General features: G+C 74.4%; 17 protein-coding genes. 15 read left to right on the top strand and 2 right to left on the bottom strand.

Features of this window, described 5'->3' with window-relative positions; all coding sequences use genetic code 11:
• Position 1: 1 nt before the first annotated feature.
• From IPO09_08975 to IPO09_08930, 10 genes are all read left to right on the top strand, one after another.
• Positions 2 to 2,428, top strand: a complete 2,427-nt coding sequence (locus IPO09_08975) for a phenylalanine--tRNA ligase subunit beta (protein ID MBK9517470.1) — start codon at positions 2 to 4, stop codon at positions 2,426 to 2,428.
• A gap of 1 nt (position 2,429) precedes the next feature.
• A complete protein-coding gene (locus IPO09_08970; GenBank protein ID MBK9517469.1) occupies positions 2,430 to 2,828 on the top strand; it encodes a hypothetical protein in 399 nt (132 codons plus the stop codon).
• A 64-nt stretch (positions 2,829 to 2,892) separates the two neighbouring features.
• Positions 2,893 to 3,252, top strand: a complete 360-nt coding sequence (locus tag IPO09_08965; GenBank protein ID MBK9517468.1) for an integration host factor subunit alpha — start codon at positions 2,893 to 2,895, stop codon at positions 3,250 to 3,252.
• A 118-nt stretch (positions 3,253 to 3,370) separates the two neighbouring features.
• Complete coding sequence (gene nirD, locus IPO09_08960; GenBank protein MBK9517467.1) at positions 3,371 to 3,670, top strand: nitrite reductase small subunit NirD; 300 nt, start codon at positions 3,371 to 3,373, stop codon at positions 3,668 to 3,670.
• Between the two features lie 8 nt (positions 3,671 to 3,678).
• Positions 3,679 to 4,071 carry a 6-carboxytetrahydropterin synthase QueD gene (gene queD, locus IPO09_08955; protein MBK9517466.1) on the top strand — a complete coding sequence of 131 codons (393 nt, stop codon included), beginning with the start codon at positions 3,679 to 3,681 and terminating at the stop codon, positions 4,069 to 4,071.
• Complete coding sequence (locus IPO09_08950; protein ID MBK9517465.1) at positions 4,058 to 4,696, top strand: GTP cyclohydrolase I; 639 nt, start codon at positions 4,058 to 4,060, stop codon at positions 4,694 to 4,696. Before queD ends, IPO09_08950 begins: the two co-directional genes overlap by 14 nt.
• A complete protein-coding gene (locus tag IPO09_08945) occupies positions 4,693 to 5,367 on the top strand; it encodes an SDR family oxidoreductase (protein MBK9517464.1) in 675 nt (224 codons plus the stop codon). The genes IPO09_08950 and IPO09_08945 overlap by 4 nt, the downstream gene beginning before the upstream one ends.
• The gene (locus tag IPO09_08940) at positions 5,364 to 6,755 is read left to right on the top strand and encodes an FAD-binding protein (protein MBK9517463.1); all 1,392 of its coding nucleotides are present in this window, start codon (positions 5,364 to 5,366) and stop codon (positions 6,753 to 6,755) included. The genes IPO09_08945 and IPO09_08940 overlap by 4 nt, the downstream gene beginning before the upstream one ends.
• 225 nt (positions 6,756 to 6,980) lie before the next feature.
• On the top strand, positions 6,981 to 8,819 hold the full coding sequence (locus tag IPO09_08935; protein ID MBK9517462.1) for a 2-oxoacid:acceptor oxidoreductase subunit alpha: 1,839 nt from the start codon (positions 6,981 to 6,983) through the stop codon (positions 8,817 to 8,819).
• A 25-nt stretch (positions 8,820 to 8,844) separates the two neighbouring features.
• Complete coding sequence (locus tag IPO09_08930; protein ID MBK9517461.1) at positions 8,845 to 9,879, top strand: 2-oxoacid:ferredoxin oxidoreductase subunit beta; 1,035 nt, start codon at positions 8,845 to 8,847, stop codon at positions 9,877 to 9,879.
• Positions 9,880 to 10,013: 134 nt separating this feature from the next.
• Here IPO09_08930 and IPO09_08925 read toward each other — a convergent pair whose 3' ends face one another.
• On the bottom strand, positions 10,014 to 10,772 hold the full coding sequence (locus IPO09_08925) for a tetratricopeptide repeat protein (protein ID MBK9517460.1): 759 nt from the start codon (positions 10,770 to 10,772) through the stop codon (positions 10,014 to 10,016).
• Positions 10,773 to 10,804: 32 nt separating this feature from the next.
• Between IPO09_08925 and IPO09_08920 the strand changes: the two genes are divergently transcribed.
• On the top strand, positions 10,805 to 11,296 hold the full coding sequence (locus IPO09_08920; GenBank protein MBK9517459.1) for a hypothetical protein: 492 nt from the start codon (positions 10,805 to 10,807) through the stop codon (positions 11,294 to 11,296).
• Positions 11,297 to 11,323: 27 nt separating this feature from the next.
• Here IPO09_08920 and IPO09_08915 read toward each other — a convergent pair whose 3' ends face one another.
• Entirely contained in the window at positions 11,324 to 11,920 is a 597-nt protein-coding gene (locus IPO09_08915; GenBank protein MBK9517458.1) for a hypothetical protein, read from the bottom strand.
• A gap of 174 nt (positions 11,921 to 12,094) precedes the next feature.
• On the opposite strand from IPO09_08915, the gene IPO09_08910 reads away from it, so the two are divergent.
• The 4 genes from IPO09_08910 (at position 12,095) to IPO09_08895 (ending at position 15,340) form a co-directional block, all read left to right on the top strand.
• Positions 12,095 to 12,295, top strand: coding sequence for a ribbon-helix-helix domain-containing protein (locus IPO09_08910; GenBank protein ID MBK9517457.1), 201 nt, complete (start codon positions 12,095 to 12,097; stop codon positions 12,293 to 12,295).
• Positions 12,296 to 12,303: 8 nt separating this feature from the next.
• Positions 12,304 to 13,254: an SDR family oxidoreductase gene (locus tag IPO09_08905; GenBank protein ID MBK9517456.1), complete on the top strand. Its 951-nt coding sequence runs from the start codon at positions 12,304 to 12,306 to the stop codon at positions 13,252 to 13,254.
• A 22-nt stretch (positions 13,255 to 13,276) separates the two neighbouring features.
• Entirely contained in the window at positions 13,277 to 14,212 is a 936-nt protein-coding gene (locus tag IPO09_08900) for an NAD-dependent epimerase/dehydratase family protein (protein ID MBK9517455.1), read from the top strand.
• A 132-nt stretch (positions 14,213 to 14,344) separates the two neighbouring features.
• Positions 14,345 to 15,340 (top strand): hypothetical protein, encoded by a 996-nt coding sequence (locus IPO09_08895; GenBank protein MBK9517454.1) that lies wholly within the window; start codon positions 14,345 to 14,347, stop codon positions 15,338 to 15,340.
• The last annotated feature ends 40 nt before the right edge of the window (positions 15,341 to 15,380 follow it).

The raw sequence follows: 15,380 nt of genomic DNA, 5'->3' as shown, positions 1-15,380 counted from the left end.
CATGCGGATCTCCCTGGCCTGGCTGTCGCAGTACGTGGACCTGCCCTCGCCCGAGGCGCTGGCGCGCGGCCTCACGGCGGTGGGGCTCGAGGTCGAGGCCGTGGAGCGGACCGGCCAGGGGCTGGCCGGCGTGGTGGTGGCGCGGGTCCTCGCCTCCGAGAAGCACCCCGACGCCGAGAAGCTCTCGGTCACCTCCATCGACGGCGGCGGCGGCGCGCCGCTCCAGGTGGTCTGCGGCGCCAAGAACTACGCGGTGGGCGACCTGGTCCCGCTCGCCACCGTCGGGACCACGCTGCCGGGCGGCCTGAAGATCGAGAAGGCCAGGCTCCGCGGGGTGGAGTCCTTCGGCATGCTCTGCTCGGCCAGGGAGCTCGGCCTCGAGGCCGACGCCAGCGGCCTGCTCATCCTGCCGGCGGGCCTCTCGCCAGGCACCCCCATCGCCGCGGCGCTGGGCCTGGAGGACGTGCTCCTCGAGGTCAACGTCACGCCCAACCGGCCCGACTGCCTCTCGCACATCGGCCTGGCCCGCGAGGTGGCGGCGCTGCTCGGCCAGCCGGTCCGGCCGCCCCCGGCCGCCGTGCGGGAGGGCGGCGCCCCGGCCGCCGAGGCCGTCCAGGTCCGCATCGAGGCGCCGGACCGCTGCGCCCGCTACGCGGCGCGGGTCATCGAGGGCGTCACCATCGGCCCCTCGCCGGCCTGGCTGGCCCGGCGGCTCGAGGCCTGCGGGGTGCGCTCCATCTCCAACGTGGTGGACGCCACCAACTTCGTGCTGCTGGAGCTGGGCCACCCGCTGCACGCCTTCGACCTCGACCGGGTGGCGGGCGCCCAGATCGTGGTCCGCACCGCCCGGCCCGGCGAGACCATCACCACGCTCGACGGCAAGGAGCGGGCCCTCGAGCCCACCGACCTGCTCATCGCCGACCGCGACCGGGGCAGCGCCCTGGCCGGCGTCATGGGCGGCAGCGTCTCCGAGATCTCCGCCGCCACCACCCGGGTGCTGCTGGAGTCGGCCTGGTTCGCCCCCGGCACCATCCGCCGCACCTCGCGCCGGCAGGGGCTGAAGAGCGAGGCCTCCTACCGCTTCGAGCGCGGCGCCGACCCGGGCATGGTGCTGCCCGCCCTGGATCGCTGCGCCGCCCTCATCGCCGAGCTGGCCGGCGGCACCGTCCGCCCCGGCGTGGTGGACTGCCTGGCCCGGCCGGCCGCGGCCGGCCAGGTGCGCCTGCGCTGGGGCCGCCCGGCCGAGCTGCTGGGCATGCCGTTCTCCCGTGAGGAGGCCAGCCGCATCCTGGGCGGCCTGGGCTTCCGCGAGCTGGCCGCCGACGCCGAGGGGGCCACCTTCTCGGTGCCCAGCTGGCGCGTCGACGTCTCCATCGAGGAGGACCTGGTCGAGGAGCTGGTGCGCACCCGCGGCTACGACGCCATCCCCGAGACGCTGCCGCCCAGCGCGGTGGGCACCCCCGTCGAGGCCCCCGAGGCCCGCGTGGTGGCCCGCCTCCGCGAGGCGCTCGAGGCGGCCGGCTTCAGCGAGGCGGTCAACTTCAGCTTCGTGGCCGAGCCCGACCTGGCGCCGCTGCGCTACCACCTGGCCACCGGCGACGGCTCCGGCCGGGCCCTCGGCATCGCCCTGCAGAACCCCATCAGCGCCGACCTGGCGCTCATGCGCACCAGCCTGGTGCCCTCGCTCCTCAAGAACGCGGCGCGCAACCGGGCGCAGCGCGTCGACGACCTGCGGCTCTACGAGCTGGCCCGGGTCTACCACCCGGCGCCGGTCGAGGCCGAGGGCGACGCCCCCACGCTGGAGGACCTGCGGGTCGCCGGCGTGCTGGTGGGGCGCCGCGCCCCGGCCGGCTGGACCGGCGGCGCCGACGCGGTCGACTTCTACGACGCCAAGGCGGCCGCCGAGGCCGTGCTGCAGGGGCTCGGCGTGGCCGGCGCCCGGTGGGAGGCCGGCGGCGAGGGGTGGCTCCACCCGCGGGTGGCCGCCACCGTCCGCGCCGCCGACGGCGAGGCCTTCGGCTGGGTGGGTGAGCTCCACCCGCGGGTCGCCGAGGCCTTCGACCTGCCGCGCGGCGTGCTGGCCTTCGAGCTGCGCGTCGAGGCCCTGGTGCGCCACGGCGCGCCGGTGCCGCGCCACCACCCCATCCCCTCGCTCCCGGCCGTGCTGCGCGACCTGGCGGTGGTGGTGGACGAGGCGGTCACCGCCGAGCAGGTCCTGGCGGCGGTGCGCGCCGAGCCGCTGGTGGACGACGCCACGCTCTTCGACGTCTACCGCGGCGCGCCCATCCCGGCCGGCAAGAAGAACCTGGCGCTGGCCATCCGCTACCGCGCCCCGGACCGGACGCTCACCGACCCCGAGGCCGAGGCGGCCCACCAGCGCATCCTGGGGCGGCTGGCGGGCGAGCTCGGCGCCGAGCTGCGGGGGTAGGGTGGCCCCGCGCCCACGGCTCGTCTGGGCGGCGCTGGGCTTCGGCCTGGCCGGGCTGGCCGCCTCCTGGAACCCGCTGGCCGCGCCCTTCGGCCTGGCCGTGGGGGTGGGCGCGCTGGTGCTCTCGCTGCGCGCGCTCCGGGCCGGCGGGCGCCGCGCCCTGGCGGTCTCGGCCCTCCTGCTCTCGCTGGCGGCGGTGGCCGCGTCGATCACGGTGCTGGCGCTCACCGCCGGGGTCGGGCGCGAGGTGGCCGGTCCGGGGCTGGTGGTGCGACCGGACGGTGCGGCGGCCGACGCGGCCCTCGACGCCGCGCAGGAGGCCTCGCGGGAGGCCCGGGCGCGGGCCGGGCAGGAACTGGAGACCGTCCAGCCGGCCGCTCCCCCCAGGCCGGCGAATTGACACCACGGCGGCAATCGGTTACCGATTTCAAGACCTTAGCTCGACAAGGGGACGGGGAGCGATCGTGACCAAGGCCGACATCATCGAGAGCGTCTACGAGAAGGTGGGCTTCTCCAAGAAGGAGGCCGCCGAGATCGTCGAGATGGTCTTCGACACCATCAAGGAGACCCTTGAGCAGGGCGAGAAGATCAAGATCAGCGGCTTCGGCAACTTCATCGTCCGGGACAAGAAGTCCCGCGTCGGCCGGAACCCCCAGACCGGCGAGGAGATCGAGATCTCGGCACGCCGGGTCCTCACCTTCCGCCCGAGCCAGGTGCTCAAGAACGCCCTCAACGCCTCGGCCGTGGCCCACGAGGCGGCCAAGGCCGCCGCGGCCGCCGCCGCCGCCGCCCAGGGCACCTCCGGGACCGGCTCGGCCTCCTGAGCCGGAGCGCGCACCTGGGCGCCGCCCCGCGGACGCCGGGTCACCCCGCGGCCCGGAGCGCACCACCAGCCCGGCCGGGGCGCCGCGTCCAGCCCCTCGGACCGCCGGACCTGCCGCCGTGAGGCACCGGGTGGCGCGGCTCGACCAGCTGCCGGAGCGGGTCGGATGGCTCGTCACGGTGGGTGACCGCGAGCTGGCCCTGTTCCGCCTGGGGCGCCGGGTCTACGCGCTCGACAACCAGTGCCCGCACCGCGGCGCCGCCCTGGCCTTCGGCGAGGTGCACGGCGAGGAGCTGCGCTGCCCGCTGCACGCCTGGCCCTTCCACATCCCCACCGGCGCCTGCCCCGAGTTCCCCGGCGTGGCGGTGGCCACCTACCCGGTGCAGGTGGAGAGCGGCGAGGTCTACGTCGAGCTATAACCCGGGCGATGCCGCCCACCGACTACACCGACCGCCGCAGCATGCGCCTGGACGTGGAGTTCACCTTCGCCGCGGCCCACCGGCTGCCGCGCTACGAGGGGCCGTGCTTCCGCATGCACGGCCACAACTACAAGTTCTTCGTGGCCGTGGAGGGCGAGGTCGATCCGCACACCGGGATGATCGCCGACTTCGGCGACGTCAAGCGCATCGTGGGCGAGCTGGTGCTGGCGCAGGTGGACCACCGCACCCTCAACGACACGCTGGACAACCCCACCGCCGAGAACATCGCCCGCTGGATCTGGGAGACGCTGGACGGCCGGCTGCCGGGGCTGGCCGAGGTGCGCCTCTTCGAGATCCCCGACTCCTGCGTCACCTACCGGGGGCCGGGTGTCCGCCGGTAAGCGGCGCCCTGCCCCGGCCAGCCCGGCCGCCGCCCGGCTGGCGCGCGCCACCGAGGCCTTCCTCGACGCCCTGGAGCTGCCGGCCGAGGTGCGCCGCGGCGCCGACCTGGCCGGCACGCCCGGGCGGGTGGCCGAGGCCTGGCGCGAGGACCTGCTGGACGGCTACCGCCAGGACCCGGCCCGGATCCTGGGGGGCGGCATGCCGGCGCCGGGCCACGGCCTGGTGGCGGTGACCGGCATCGACTTCCACTCGGTCTGCCCGCACCACCTGCTGCCGTCGCGCGGCCTGGCGCACCTGGCCTACGTCCCGGGTGACCGGGTGGTGGGGTTCGGCCAGCTGGCCCGCCTGGTGGACGCCCTGGCGCACCGGCTGGTGCTGCAGGAGGACCTGGCCCGGCAGGTGGCCGAGGCGCTGGTGGCCCACGCCGGCGCGCGCGGCGCCGCCTGCCTGCTGGAGGCCGAGCAGATGTGCCTGTCGGTGCGCGGCGAGGAGCGGCCGCGGGCGCGGGCCCACACCCAGAGCTTCGCCGGGGTGATGGCGCGCGACGAGGCGCTGCAGCGCCGCTTCCTGGCGGCGGTGGCGCGTGGCCCGGGGCGCCCGGCCGGCGGCGCGAGGCGCCGGTGAGCCTGGCCAGCGCCATCGTCACCGGGGGCGGACGCGGCATCGGCGAGGCCGTGGCCCGGGCGCTCACGGCGCGCGGCCTGACCGTGACGGTCTTCGCCCGCACCGCGGCCGAGGTGGAGCGGGTGGTGGACGGCGGCGGCGCGGCCCTGGCCGTGGCCGGCGACGTGTCCAGCGAGGCCGACGTGGCCCGGCTGCTGGCGGCGCACCAGGCGGCCCTCGGCCCCTGCGACCTGCTGGTGAACGACGCCGGCATCCTGGTGCGCGGCCTGGTGGAGGAGCTCACCCTGGAGCGCTGGCGCGCCTCGCTCGACGTCAACCTGACCGGCGCCTTCCTCTGCGCCCGGGCGGTGGTCCCCGGCATGAAGGCCCGCCGCCGCGGCCGCATCGTCAACGTGGCCTCCATCTCCGCCACCCTGGGCACCGCCGGGGCCAGCGCCTACAACGCCTCCAAGTGGGGGCTGCTGGGCCTGACCAGGTGCCTGGCCGAGGAGCTCCGGCCCCACGGGGTGCAGGCGCTGGCGGTCTCGCCGGGCAGCACCGACACCGCCATGCTGCGCCAGACCCCCTTCGCCCCGGCCATGACGCCGGCCGACGTGGCCCGGGTGGTGATCTTCGCGGCCCTCGACGCGCCGGACGCCGCCACCGGCGCCAACCTGGAGGTCTTCGGGTGAGCGCCGCCCGCGCCGCCGCGCTGGCCGAGCTGTGCGCCCGCTTCCCGGCCGGTCGGCTGGTGGTGGGCGACCCGGAGCGGCTGGAGGCCTATGGCCGCGACGAGTCCGACCTGGGCGCCTGGCCGCCCGAGGTGGTGGTGCAGGTGGAGTCCGCCGAGGAGGTGCGCGCCGTCTTCGAGGTGGCCACCCGCCACCGGGTCCCGGTGGTGCCGGTGGCGGCCCGCAGCGGCAAGTCGGGCGGGGTGCTGGCGCTGGAGGGCGGCATCGCGGTCTCCACCGAGCGGATGGGGCGCATCCTGGAGATCCGGCCGGAGGACCTGACGGCGCGGGTCGAGCCGGGCGTCATCACCGGGGTGCTGCAGGCGGAGGTCGAGAAGCACGGCCTGTTCTACCCGCCAGACCCCAACTCGCTGGAGCTGTGCACCATCGGCGGCAACGTGGCCGAGAACGCCGGCGGCCCGCGGGCGCTCAGGTACGGGGTGACCCGCGAGTACGTGCTGGGGCTCACCGTGGTGATCCCCACCGGCGAGATCCTGCGGGTGGGCAAGCGCACCATCAAGGGGGTGGCCGGCTACGACCTGGCGGCCCTGCTGGTGGGCAGCGAGGGCACCCTGGGCATCGTCACCGAGGTGACCCTGAAGCTGCTGCCCCGCCCGCGCCACGTGGCCACCGCGCTGGTGGTCTTCGGCTCGGTGGCGGACGCGGCCCGCGCCGTGTCGCGGGTGCTGGCCCAGGGGGTCATCCCGCGCTGCCTGGAGTTGATGGACGACGTCTCGCTGGAGGCCATCGCCCGCACCGCCCCGGGCCGCTTCCCCCCCGGCGCCGGCGCCATGCTGCTGGTGGAGACGGACGGCAACGACGAGGAGCAGGTCTTCGCCGAGATCGTGCGGGTGGCCGAGCTGTGCGGCGAGGAGGCCCAGGGCGAGGTGGTGGTGGCCCAGAACGAGGCGCAGCGGCGGGAGATCTGGGAGCTGCGACGCTGGCTCTCGGTCAACCTGAAGAAGGTGCACCCGCTCAAGCTCTCGGAGGACATCGCCGTGCCGCGCTCGGCCATCCCGGCCATGGTGGAGGAGGCCAAGGCCATCGGGCGGCGCCTCGGGCTCACGGTGGCCACCTACGGCCACGCCGGCGACGGCAACCTGCACTGTAACGTCCTCTACGATCGGCCGGAGGAGCGGCCGCGGGTCGACCAGGCGGTGGCGGCCATCCTGAGGGCGGCGGTGGACCTGGGGGGCACCATCACCGGCGAGCACGGGGTGGGGCTCGCCAAGCGCGACTTCCTCGAATACGAGCAGGGCCCCGAGGTCATCGCGCTGCAGCGGCGCATCAAGGCGGCCTTCGACCCGCTCGGGCTCCTCAACCCCGGAAAGATCTTTCCACCGGCCTGATCGCGGCCCGCGACGAGCGCGCCGCACCGCGTAACCCCCTTGGAACCGCCAGCTTTGGGTGGACCAGGCCCGTCCGGGCCGGGGAAACCGGACGGATCAGGTCCAGAATAAGCCTGTCGTTTCGCTGGTTTGCGCGCCAGTGTCGTTGACTTCAAGGTGGGGATCCGGCATACAGGGCTCCCTTTTTGTAGCTGGGCCCCCCCTCTCAAGGAGACGCAGGGAGACATGTCCAAGCAAATCCAGCAGGTCGAGACGGTCACCATCCGGTTTGTCGGCGACTCCGGCGACGGCATGCAGCTCACCGGCACCGAGTTCACCCGCGCCAACGCGCTCGCCGGGACCGACCTCGCCACCTTCCCGGACTACCCGGCCGAGATCCGCGCCCCGGCCGGCTCCCTGGCCGGCGTGTCCGGCTACCAGGTCAACTTCGGGTCGCGCGAGATCCACACCCCCGGCGACGCCCCCGACGTGCTGGTGGCGATGAACCCGGCCGCGCTCAAGACCAACCTGGCCGACCTGCGCCAGGGCGGCATCCTCATCGTCAACAAGGGCGCCTTCACCGAGGGCAACCTCGAGAAGGCGGCCTACAAGACCAACCCGCTCGACGACGAGACCCTGAAGCACACCTACAAGGTGGTCTCGGTCGACATGTCGATGCTGACCGACCACGCGCTGCAGGGCTCGGGCCTCTCCTCCAAGGAGACCGCCCGCTGCCGCAACTACTTCGCGCTCGGCCTCATGTACTGGCTCTACAGCCGGCCCATGGAGCAGCAGCTCGAGCAGATCGCCAAGAAGTTCGGGAAGAAGCCGCAGTTCGTGGAGGCCAACCAGAAGGTCTTCAAGGCCGGCTACGCCTTCGGCGAGACCGCCGAGATCGGGCTGGCCCGCTACGAGGTCCCGGCCTCCAAGCTGGCCCCGGGCGCCTACCGCACCGTCACCGGCAACTACGCCGTCGCGCTGGGCTTCGCCACCATGGCCAAGATCACCGGCAAGCAGGTCTTCCTCGGCTCGTACCCCATCACGCCGGCCACCGAGATCCTGCAGGAGATGGCGTACTTCAAGGAGCACGGCGTGGTGACGTTCCAGGCCGAGGACGAGATCGCCGGCATCGGCTCGGCCATCGGCGCCTCCTTCGGCGGCGCGCTGGCCTGCACCACCACCTCCGGCCCGGGCCTGGCGCTCAAGGCGGAGATGATGGGCCTGGCGGTCATCGCCGAGCTGCCGCTGGTCATCGTCAACGTGCAGCGCGGTGGCCCGTCCACCGGCATGCCCACCAAGACCGAGCAGTCCGACCTGCTGGTGGCGCTCTTCGGCCGCCACGGCGAGGCGCCCCTGCCGGTCATCGCGGCGCAGAGCCCGGCCGACTGCTTCTGGGCGGCCATGGAGGCCATGCGCTGCGCGGTCAAGTGGATGACCCCGGTGGTGCTGCTCACCGACGGCTACCTGGGCAACGGCTCCGAGCCGTTCAAGATCCCCACCGCCGCCGAGCTGCCCAAGTTCGAGGTGAAGTACCAGACCACCGTCAACCACGACGGCCAGTACATGCCGTACAAGCGCGACGCCAAGCTCATCCGGCCCTGGGCCGTGCCGGGCACCCCCGGCCTCGAGCACCGCATCGGCGGCCTCGAGAAGGACTCCATGTCCGGCATGGTGTCCTACGACGGCATGAACCACGAGCGCATGGTCCTGACCCGCGCGCAGAAGATCGCCAACGTGGTCGAGGACGTGCCGGACGTCGAGGTCTACGGCGCCGCCAGCGGCGACGTGCTGCTGGTCTCCTGGGGCGGCACCTTCGGCTCGGTGCGCGGCGCCGCCGAGCAGCTGGTGCAGCAGGGCAAGTCGGTGGGCCACGTCCACCTGCGCTGGCTCAACCCGCTGCCGAAGAACCTGCTGGAGGTCATGAAGCGGTTCAAGAAGGTGTTCGTGCCCGAGGTGAACAACGGGCAGCTGGCCTTCTACCTGCGCGGCATGTTCCCGGGCATCGACCCCCTCCAGTACAACCGGATCAACGGCAAGCCCATCAAGATGGCCGAGCTGGCCGCCAAGGTGCTCGAGGTCCTCTAGGACCCCGAGAAAGGACGACACACACATGGCCGAGAACACTTCCCTGCCCGTCTACACCAAGAAGGACTTCGAGTCCGGCGTCGACCCGCGCTGGTGCCCGGGCTGCGGCGACTTCTCCATCATCAACCAGGTGCAGAAGGCGCTCCCCGCGGCGGGCAAGAAGCGCGAGGACATCGTCTTCATCTCCGGCATCGGCTGCTCGTCGCGCTTCCCGTACTACATGAACAACTACGGGATGCACACGCTGCACGGCCGCGCGCCCTCCTTCGCCTCCGGGCTGAAGGTGTCGCGCCCGGAGCTGATGGTCTGGATCGTCACCGGCGACGGCGACGCGCTGGCCATCGGCGGCAACCACTTCATCCACGCTATGCGGCGCAACATCGACCTCAAGATGCTGATGTTCAACAACCGCATCTACGGCCTGACCAAGGGCCAGACGTCGCCGACCTCCGAGATCGGCAAGAAGACCAAGTCGATGCCGCACGGCTCGCCGGACGCGCCGTTCAACCCGCCGGCCCTGGCGCTGGGCGCGGGCGCCACCTTCGTGGCCCGCACCATCGACGTGGAGGGCGCCCACATGGGCGCCGTGCTCAAGGCGGCGGCCGAGCACAAGGGCAGCGGCTTCACCGAGATCTACCAGAACTGCCCGGTGTTCAACGACGGCGCCTACACCGCCATCACCGAGAAGTCGGTGAAGGTCGACGCGCTGCTCCGCATGGAGCACGGCAAGCCGCTGCTCTTCGGCAAGGACAACAAGAAGGGCATCCGCTTCAACCCGCAGACCGCCGAGCTCGAGGTGGTGACCCTGGGTGAGGGCGGCGTGACCGAGAAGGACGTCCTGGTCCACGACGTCAAGCGCGACGACCCGACCATCGCCTTCATGATGGCCAACCTGGCCCTCAAGCCGGGCTTCCCCACGCCCATCGGCGTCTTCCGCGCCGTCTCGCGGCCGACCGCCGAGGACCTGACCTGGCAGATGATCGAGGCCGCCAAGACCAAGAAGGGCGACGTCGACGTGACCAAGCTGCTGGCCGGCGGCGACACCTGGCAGATCAAGTAGGCCCCGCCACCCGCCTGCGCGGGTGACACCGGCCGGCTCCGCGCGCGCGGGGCCGGCCGTCGTCGTTCCGGGGGAGGCCCGGGCGGCGCGGCGGGTCCGCTGCGTCGCCAGCAGGCCTCGCCGTCGCCGCCCGCTCACCCGCCGCAGGCCTCGGCGCCCCGCCGGCTCACCCGGCAGGCCTCGGCCGCGGGGGCCAGGCCCAGGCAGGCCTCGCAGGCGGCGCGCCCCTCCCGGCAGCGCCCCAGCCCCACCAGCGCCAGGCAGAGCCCGTGCAGCGCCTCCGGCGACGGCGCCAGCGCCGCGGCCCGACGGTAGCCGGCCTCGGCCGCGTCGAGCCGGCCGGCCAGGTAGTCGAGGAAGGCCAGGTCCTGGTGGGCCAGGGCCTGCTCCGGGGCGGCCTCCAGCAGGTGCAGGTACTCGCGCCGCGCCTCGGCCCAGCGCGCCGGGCGCGCGCCTGCGTCGAGCAGGCCGGCCTGCAGGTGGGCCCGCGCCAGGTTGAGCCGCGCGCCGGCCAGGTCCGGGTCGAGGCGCAGGGCGGTGCGCAGGGCGTCCTCCGCCTCGCCGGTGCGCCCGGCCGCCAGCAGCGCCTCGCCCAGGTTGGCGTGTCCCTCGGCGAAGGCCGGGGCCAGGCGGACGGCCCGCCGGAAGCCGCGGCGGGCGCCCTCGGCGTCGCCGCGGGCCCGCGCCACCACGCCCAGGCCGTTCCACCCCTCGGGCAGGTCGGGGGCGAAGGCCAGCGCGTGCTCGAAGGCCACCTCGGCCCGCTCGGCGTCGCCGGCCGCCAGGTGGGCGTAGCCGCGGCGGAGCTGCTCGGCGGCGCGCGGGTGCACCAGGGGTGACGGGGCGCAGGCCGAGAGGGCGAGCAGGAGGAGGAGGAGCGGGGCAGGGGACATGGCGAGCACGGTCCTTGCTCCAGGCGTGCCACATGCCCTCGTCCACCTGGCGCCTCGCCCCCCTGCTCCTCGTGCTCCTGGCCGCCGCGCCGTCCGCGGCCCGGGCCTCCCCCTCCGCGCGCTGGCTGGCCCTCGAGCCGGGGCTGGCCCTCCCGGACGGCGGGGCACGGCCGGGCCTGGCGCTGGCCGCGGGCTGGTGGCTCGAGGGGGAGGTGGACGTGGTGACGCGCCTGGCCTTCGAGGCCGCGCCGCGGACCACCGGCCGTCCGGCGGCCGCCGAGGTGACGCCGGCCTGCGGCCTCCGCTGGGCGCCCGACCTCGGCGCCTGGCGCCCGGCGCTGGGGCTGGTGGGCGGGGTGCGGCTGGGGGCGGCGGCGGGCGCCCGGGCCACCGGCCTGCTGGAGCTGGGGCTGGAGCGCGCCCTGGCGGCCGACCTCACGGCCGGGCTGGCGCTGGGGCTCGGCTGGACGGAGGGAGCCGGGGTGGCGCCGCGGGCCGCGCTGGCGCTGCGCCTGGGCTTCTGACCGGCCGGTCGCGGTCCGGCCCGGCGGCTACCGGGCGGCCGGCTCGGCCTGCCCGAGGCGGCGGGCCTCCCAGCGGTCCACCTGGCCGTCGGCGTCCACGTCCACGCCGATGCGATCGATCTCGCCCTCCTCCCAGTACTCCCAGTAGTCGACGCGCCCGTCGGCGTTGCTGTCGCGCTCCTTCCGCACCAGCTTGGCCTTCTCGTAGAAGCTGGTGCTGTGGGGCACGCCGTCGAAGCCGAAGGCGTACTCCTTGCGGACCAGCTGGTCCTTCTCGAAGTAGAGGGTCACGTCGGGCTTCCCGTCGAAGTCCATGTCGTAGACCATCTTGGAGAGCGTGCCGTCGGGGTTGAAGAACTCCCACCCGTCGATCTTGGCGTCGCTGTTGAGGTCCTTCTCCTTGCGGACCACCAGCTCCTTCCCGGTGGCGTCGTGCGTCGAGTACTTCCAGACGTCTGGCTTGCCGTCGTGGTTCAGGTCGTACTCGGCCAGCCCGCCGCCCGCGGCCCCGCCGGCCTGGCCGGTCACGGCGGCGTCGGCGCCCGTGGCCGCGGCCGGGTGCCGCTGCCGGGAGGCGCAGCCGGCGGCGAGGAGCGCGGCGGCGAGGAGGAGGGTTCGGCGCATGGGGAGACCTCGTGGGTGAGGGGCGATTGTAGCCCCTGGGCGCAGGGGGGCTCAAGGAAGACTCTCCCGCCGCCGGCGCGGGCCGCGGCCACGGGCCCCGCGACGGCGCGCTCGCCGCGCGGGCGCCGGTTTGACACACCCCCGCCGCTCACCTACCTTCCGTGGCGGCAGGCCATGGCCCGGAAGAAGATCTCCACCACCGTCTACATCACGCCCGAGCAGGGGGAGCGGCTCAAGCTCCTGCACGACCGGACGCGCGTGCCGGTGGCCGAGTACATCCGGCAGGGCATCGACCTGGTGCTGGAGAAGTACCGCGGCGCCCTGCCGGGACAGCTGACGCTCGAGGACCTCGGGCGCGGCAAGCGCGAGGGGTAGGGCAGCCCATGGCAGAGCAGCGGGTGGTCATCCTGGGGGCCGCCGGCTTCATCGGCAGCCACCTCACCGACCGGTTCCTGGCCGACGGCCACGCCGTCCTGGGCGTCGACAACCTCATCACCGGTACCCTGCGGAACCTGGAGCACCTGGCGCGCGAGCCGCGCTTCGAGCTCCTGCAGCAGGACATCTGCCTGCCGCTCCGGGTGACCGGGCCGGTGGCGGCGGTGCTCGACTTCGCCTCGCCGGCCTCGCCCATCGACTACCTGGAGCACCCCTTCGAGACCCTGCACGTCGGCTCCCTGGGCGTGGAGAGCGCGCTGCGCCTGGCCGAGGAGAAGGGGGCCCGCTTCCTGCTCTCCTCCACCAGCGAGGTCTACGGCGATCCCCTGGAGCACCCGCAGCGCGAGAGCTACTGGGGCAACGTCAACCCCATCGGCCCGCGCTCGGTCTACGACGAGGCCAAGCGCTTCGCCGAGGCCATCACCATGGCCTACCGGCGCTACAAGAAGGTGGAGACCCGCATCGCCCGCATCTTCAACACCTACGGGCCGCGCATGCGCCTCGACGACGGGCGGGTGGTGCCCACCCTGGTGGGCCAGGCGCTGCGCGGCGAGCCGCTGACGGTCTTCGGCGACGGCTCCCAGACCCGCAGCTTCTGCTACGTGGACGACAACGTGGAGGGGATGGTGCGCCTCCTCCGGTCCGACACCGACCAGCCGGTCAACATCGGCAACCCGGCCGAGATGACCATCCTGGCCTTCGCCGAGGCGGTGCGCCGCCACGTCGGCGCGGACTGCACCATCGTGCACCGGCCCCTGCCGCAGGACGACCCCAAGGTGCGCCAGCCGGACATCACGCGGGCCCGCCAGGTGCTGGGGTGGGAGCCGAAGGTCGACTTCGAGGAGGGGATGCGTCGCACCGTCCCCTGGTTCCGCGAGCGGGTGGCCGGGCGGGCCTGATCCGCCTCGGCAGGGAGCACACATGGCCAGGAAGATCCTCATCACCGGCGGCGCCGGCTTCATCGGCTCCACCATCGCCGACACCTTCCTGGCCGCGGGCTGGGACGTGGCGGTGCTCGACGACCTCTCCACCGGCAAGCGGGAGAACGTCCCGGCGGCGGCCCGCTTCTACCCGGTGGACCTGCGCAGCGCGGCCGCCGTGGAGGTGGTGACCACCGAGCGCCCCGAGGTCATCTGCCACCACGCCGCGCAGATGGACGTGCGCCGCTCCATGGCCGAGCCCCGCTTCGACGCCGACGTCAACGTGGGCGGCCTGCTCAACCTGCTGCAGGGGGCGGTGGCGGCCGGCTCGGTGAAGCGGGTGCTCTTCGCCTCGTCGGGCGGCGCCACCTACGGTGACACCCCGGTCATCCCCACCCCGGAGAGCCACCCGCAGCAGCCGCTCTCGGTCTACGGCGCCTCCAAGGCCGCCAGCGAGCTCTACCTGGGGGTCTACCAGGCCAACTACGGCATCCCCTTCGCGGCGCTGCGCTACGCCAACGTCTACGGGCCGCGCCAGGATCCGCACGGCGAGGCCGGCGTGGTGGCCATCTTCTGCGGGCGGCTGCTCGACGGCGCGCCGTGCACCATCTACGGCGACGGCGGGCAGACCCGCGACTACGTCTTCGTGGGCGACGTGGCCCGCGCCAACCTGCTGGCGGCGGAGCGGGGCTTCGCCGGCGCGCTCAACGTGGGCACCGGCCGGGAGACCGACGTGAACGACCTGTACGCGCGGCTGGCCCGCGCCGCCGGGTCGACCACCCCGGCCGTGCACGCCGAGGCGCGGCTGGGGGAGCAGCGCCGCTCCTGCATCTCGCCCGCCGCGGCCGCCGCCGCACTCGGCTGGCGCCCGGAGGTCTCGCTCGACGACGGGCTGGCCCGCACCCTGGCCTTCTTCCGCGCCCGCCGCGCCCGGTGACCGGGCCGCGGGGTGGGTGCGGCGCCCACCCCGGCCGGCGGCGTCGTCCGGAGGCCTTTCCATCCCCGGGGGGGGAGGGTGTCCATCTTTCGTGAGGGCCGGAATGGGCCGGCCGAGACCACGAGGATCACGATGAAGACGCTCCTGCCCCTGCTCGCCGTGCTGCTGGCCTCCGCCTGCGCCGAGAAGCTCGACCCCGCCGCCGTCAGCGCCGCCCTGCCGACCAGCGCGGTGGTCCGCATCGACGCGCCCAACCCGCTCGGCGCCGCCGCCGCGCCCGCCCGGCCGCTCGGCCGGCTGGCCGCCGTCGACCCCGGCCCCGGCCCGGCCCCCTTCGCCGTCACCTCGTACCTCTTCGCCACCGCGGTCAACGGCGGCGTCTTCTGGACGCTGGCCCCCCTCGCCTGGCTCACCCAGGTGGTGCCGCCCACCAGCTGCACCGACACGGCCTGCACCTGGGGCCCGGGCGCCGACGACGGGGACCTCAACACCTGGATGCTGGTGGTCACCAAGAGCGGCGACGCCTACGACTACACGCTCTCCGGCGCGCCCCGGGCCCCGGCCGGCGCGCCCTTCGTGGCGGTCCTCTCCGGCCGCGCCTACCCGGGCCCGCTGGAGCACCGCGGCCACGGCACCTTCACGGTGGACTTCGACGAGGTGTGGGCCGGCCTGGCGCACCCGGCCGGCGCGGTGCAGGAGGACTTCGGCGAGCTCACCGTGGCCTACGACGCCCGCACCTCGCTGCACCTCGACGTGGCCTTCCTGGGCGGCCGCAACAACGACGACCCGGGCGCCGACCCGGCCAGCCCCAACCGCTCCAACGCCGTCTACGCCTTCGACGCCACCGCCACCGGCGGCGACCTGCAGCTGGGCTGGCGCACCCTGCCGCCCTTCTCGGCCGGCTACCTGGAGGAGTCCGCCAGCCTGCACACCCGCTGGCAGCCGGGCGGCGCCGGGCGCGGCGACTTCCGCTACGGGCGGCCGGGCGGCACCGAGCTGGCCTTCAGCCAGTGCTGGACCGGCGCGCCCAGCTACGCCATGAACTTCGACGGCAGCTCGGAGACCCTGACCGACCCGTCCCAGTGCGTCTTCCCCACCGCCGCGCCCATCACCATCACCGTCCCCTGAGGCGTGGCGCGGCTCGAGCTCATCCCCGGCGGGCGGGCCG

Origin of the sequence: Anaeromyxobacter sp. (assembly GCA_016718565.1) — a bacterium.
Lineage (GTDB): Bacteria > Myxococcota > Myxococcia > Myxococcales > Anaeromyxobacteraceae > JADKCZ01.
The sequence above is the reverse complement of the archived record's forward strand: the minus strand, read 5'-3'. Positions and strand labels throughout refer to the sequence as shown.

Bases quoted from the DNA above. Each gene is read 5' to 3' on its own strand.
- IPO09_08975 (MBK9517470.1), top strand. From the start codon at position 2: ATGCGGATCTCCCTGGCCTGGCTGTCGCAGTACGTGGACCTGCCCTCG.
- queD (MBK9517466.1), top strand. From the start codon at position 3,679: ATGCCGCCCACCGACTACACCGACCGCCGCAGCATGCGCCTGGACGTG.
- IPO09_08935 (MBK9517462.1), top strand. From the start codon at position 6,981: ATGTCCAAGCAAATCCAGCAGGTCGAGACGGTCACCATCCGGTTTGTC.
- IPO09_08930 (MBK9517461.1), top strand. From the start codon at position 8,845: ATGGCCGAGAACACTTCCCTGCCCGTCTACACCAAGAAGGACTTCGAG.
- IPO09_08925 (MBK9517460.1), bottom strand. From the start codon at position 10,772: ATGTCCCCTGCCCCGCTCCTCCTCCTCCTGCTCGCCCTCTCGGCCTGC.
- IPO09_08920 (MBK9517459.1), top strand. From the start codon at position 10,805: ATGCCCTCGTCCACCTGGCGCCTCGCCCCCCTGCTCCTCGTGCTCCTG.
- IPO09_08915 (MBK9517458.1), bottom strand. From the start codon at position 11,920: ATGCGCCGAACCCTCCTCCTCGCCGCCGCGCTCCTCGCCGCCGGCTGC.
- IPO09_08910 (MBK9517457.1), top strand. From the start codon at position 12,095: ATGGCCCGGAAGAAGATCTCCACCACCGTCTACATCACGCCCGAGCAG.
- IPO09_08905 (MBK9517456.1), top strand. From the start codon at position 12,304: ATGGCAGAGCAGCGGGTGGTCATCCTGGGGGCCGCCGGCTTCATCGGC.
- IPO09_08900 (MBK9517455.1), top strand. From the start codon at position 13,277: ATGGCCAGGAAGATCCTCATCACCGGCGGCGCCGGCTTCATCGGCTCC.
- IPO09_08895 (MBK9517454.1), top strand. From the start codon at position 14,345: ATGAAGACGCTCCTGCCCCTGCTCGCCGTGCTGCTGGCCTCCGCCTGC.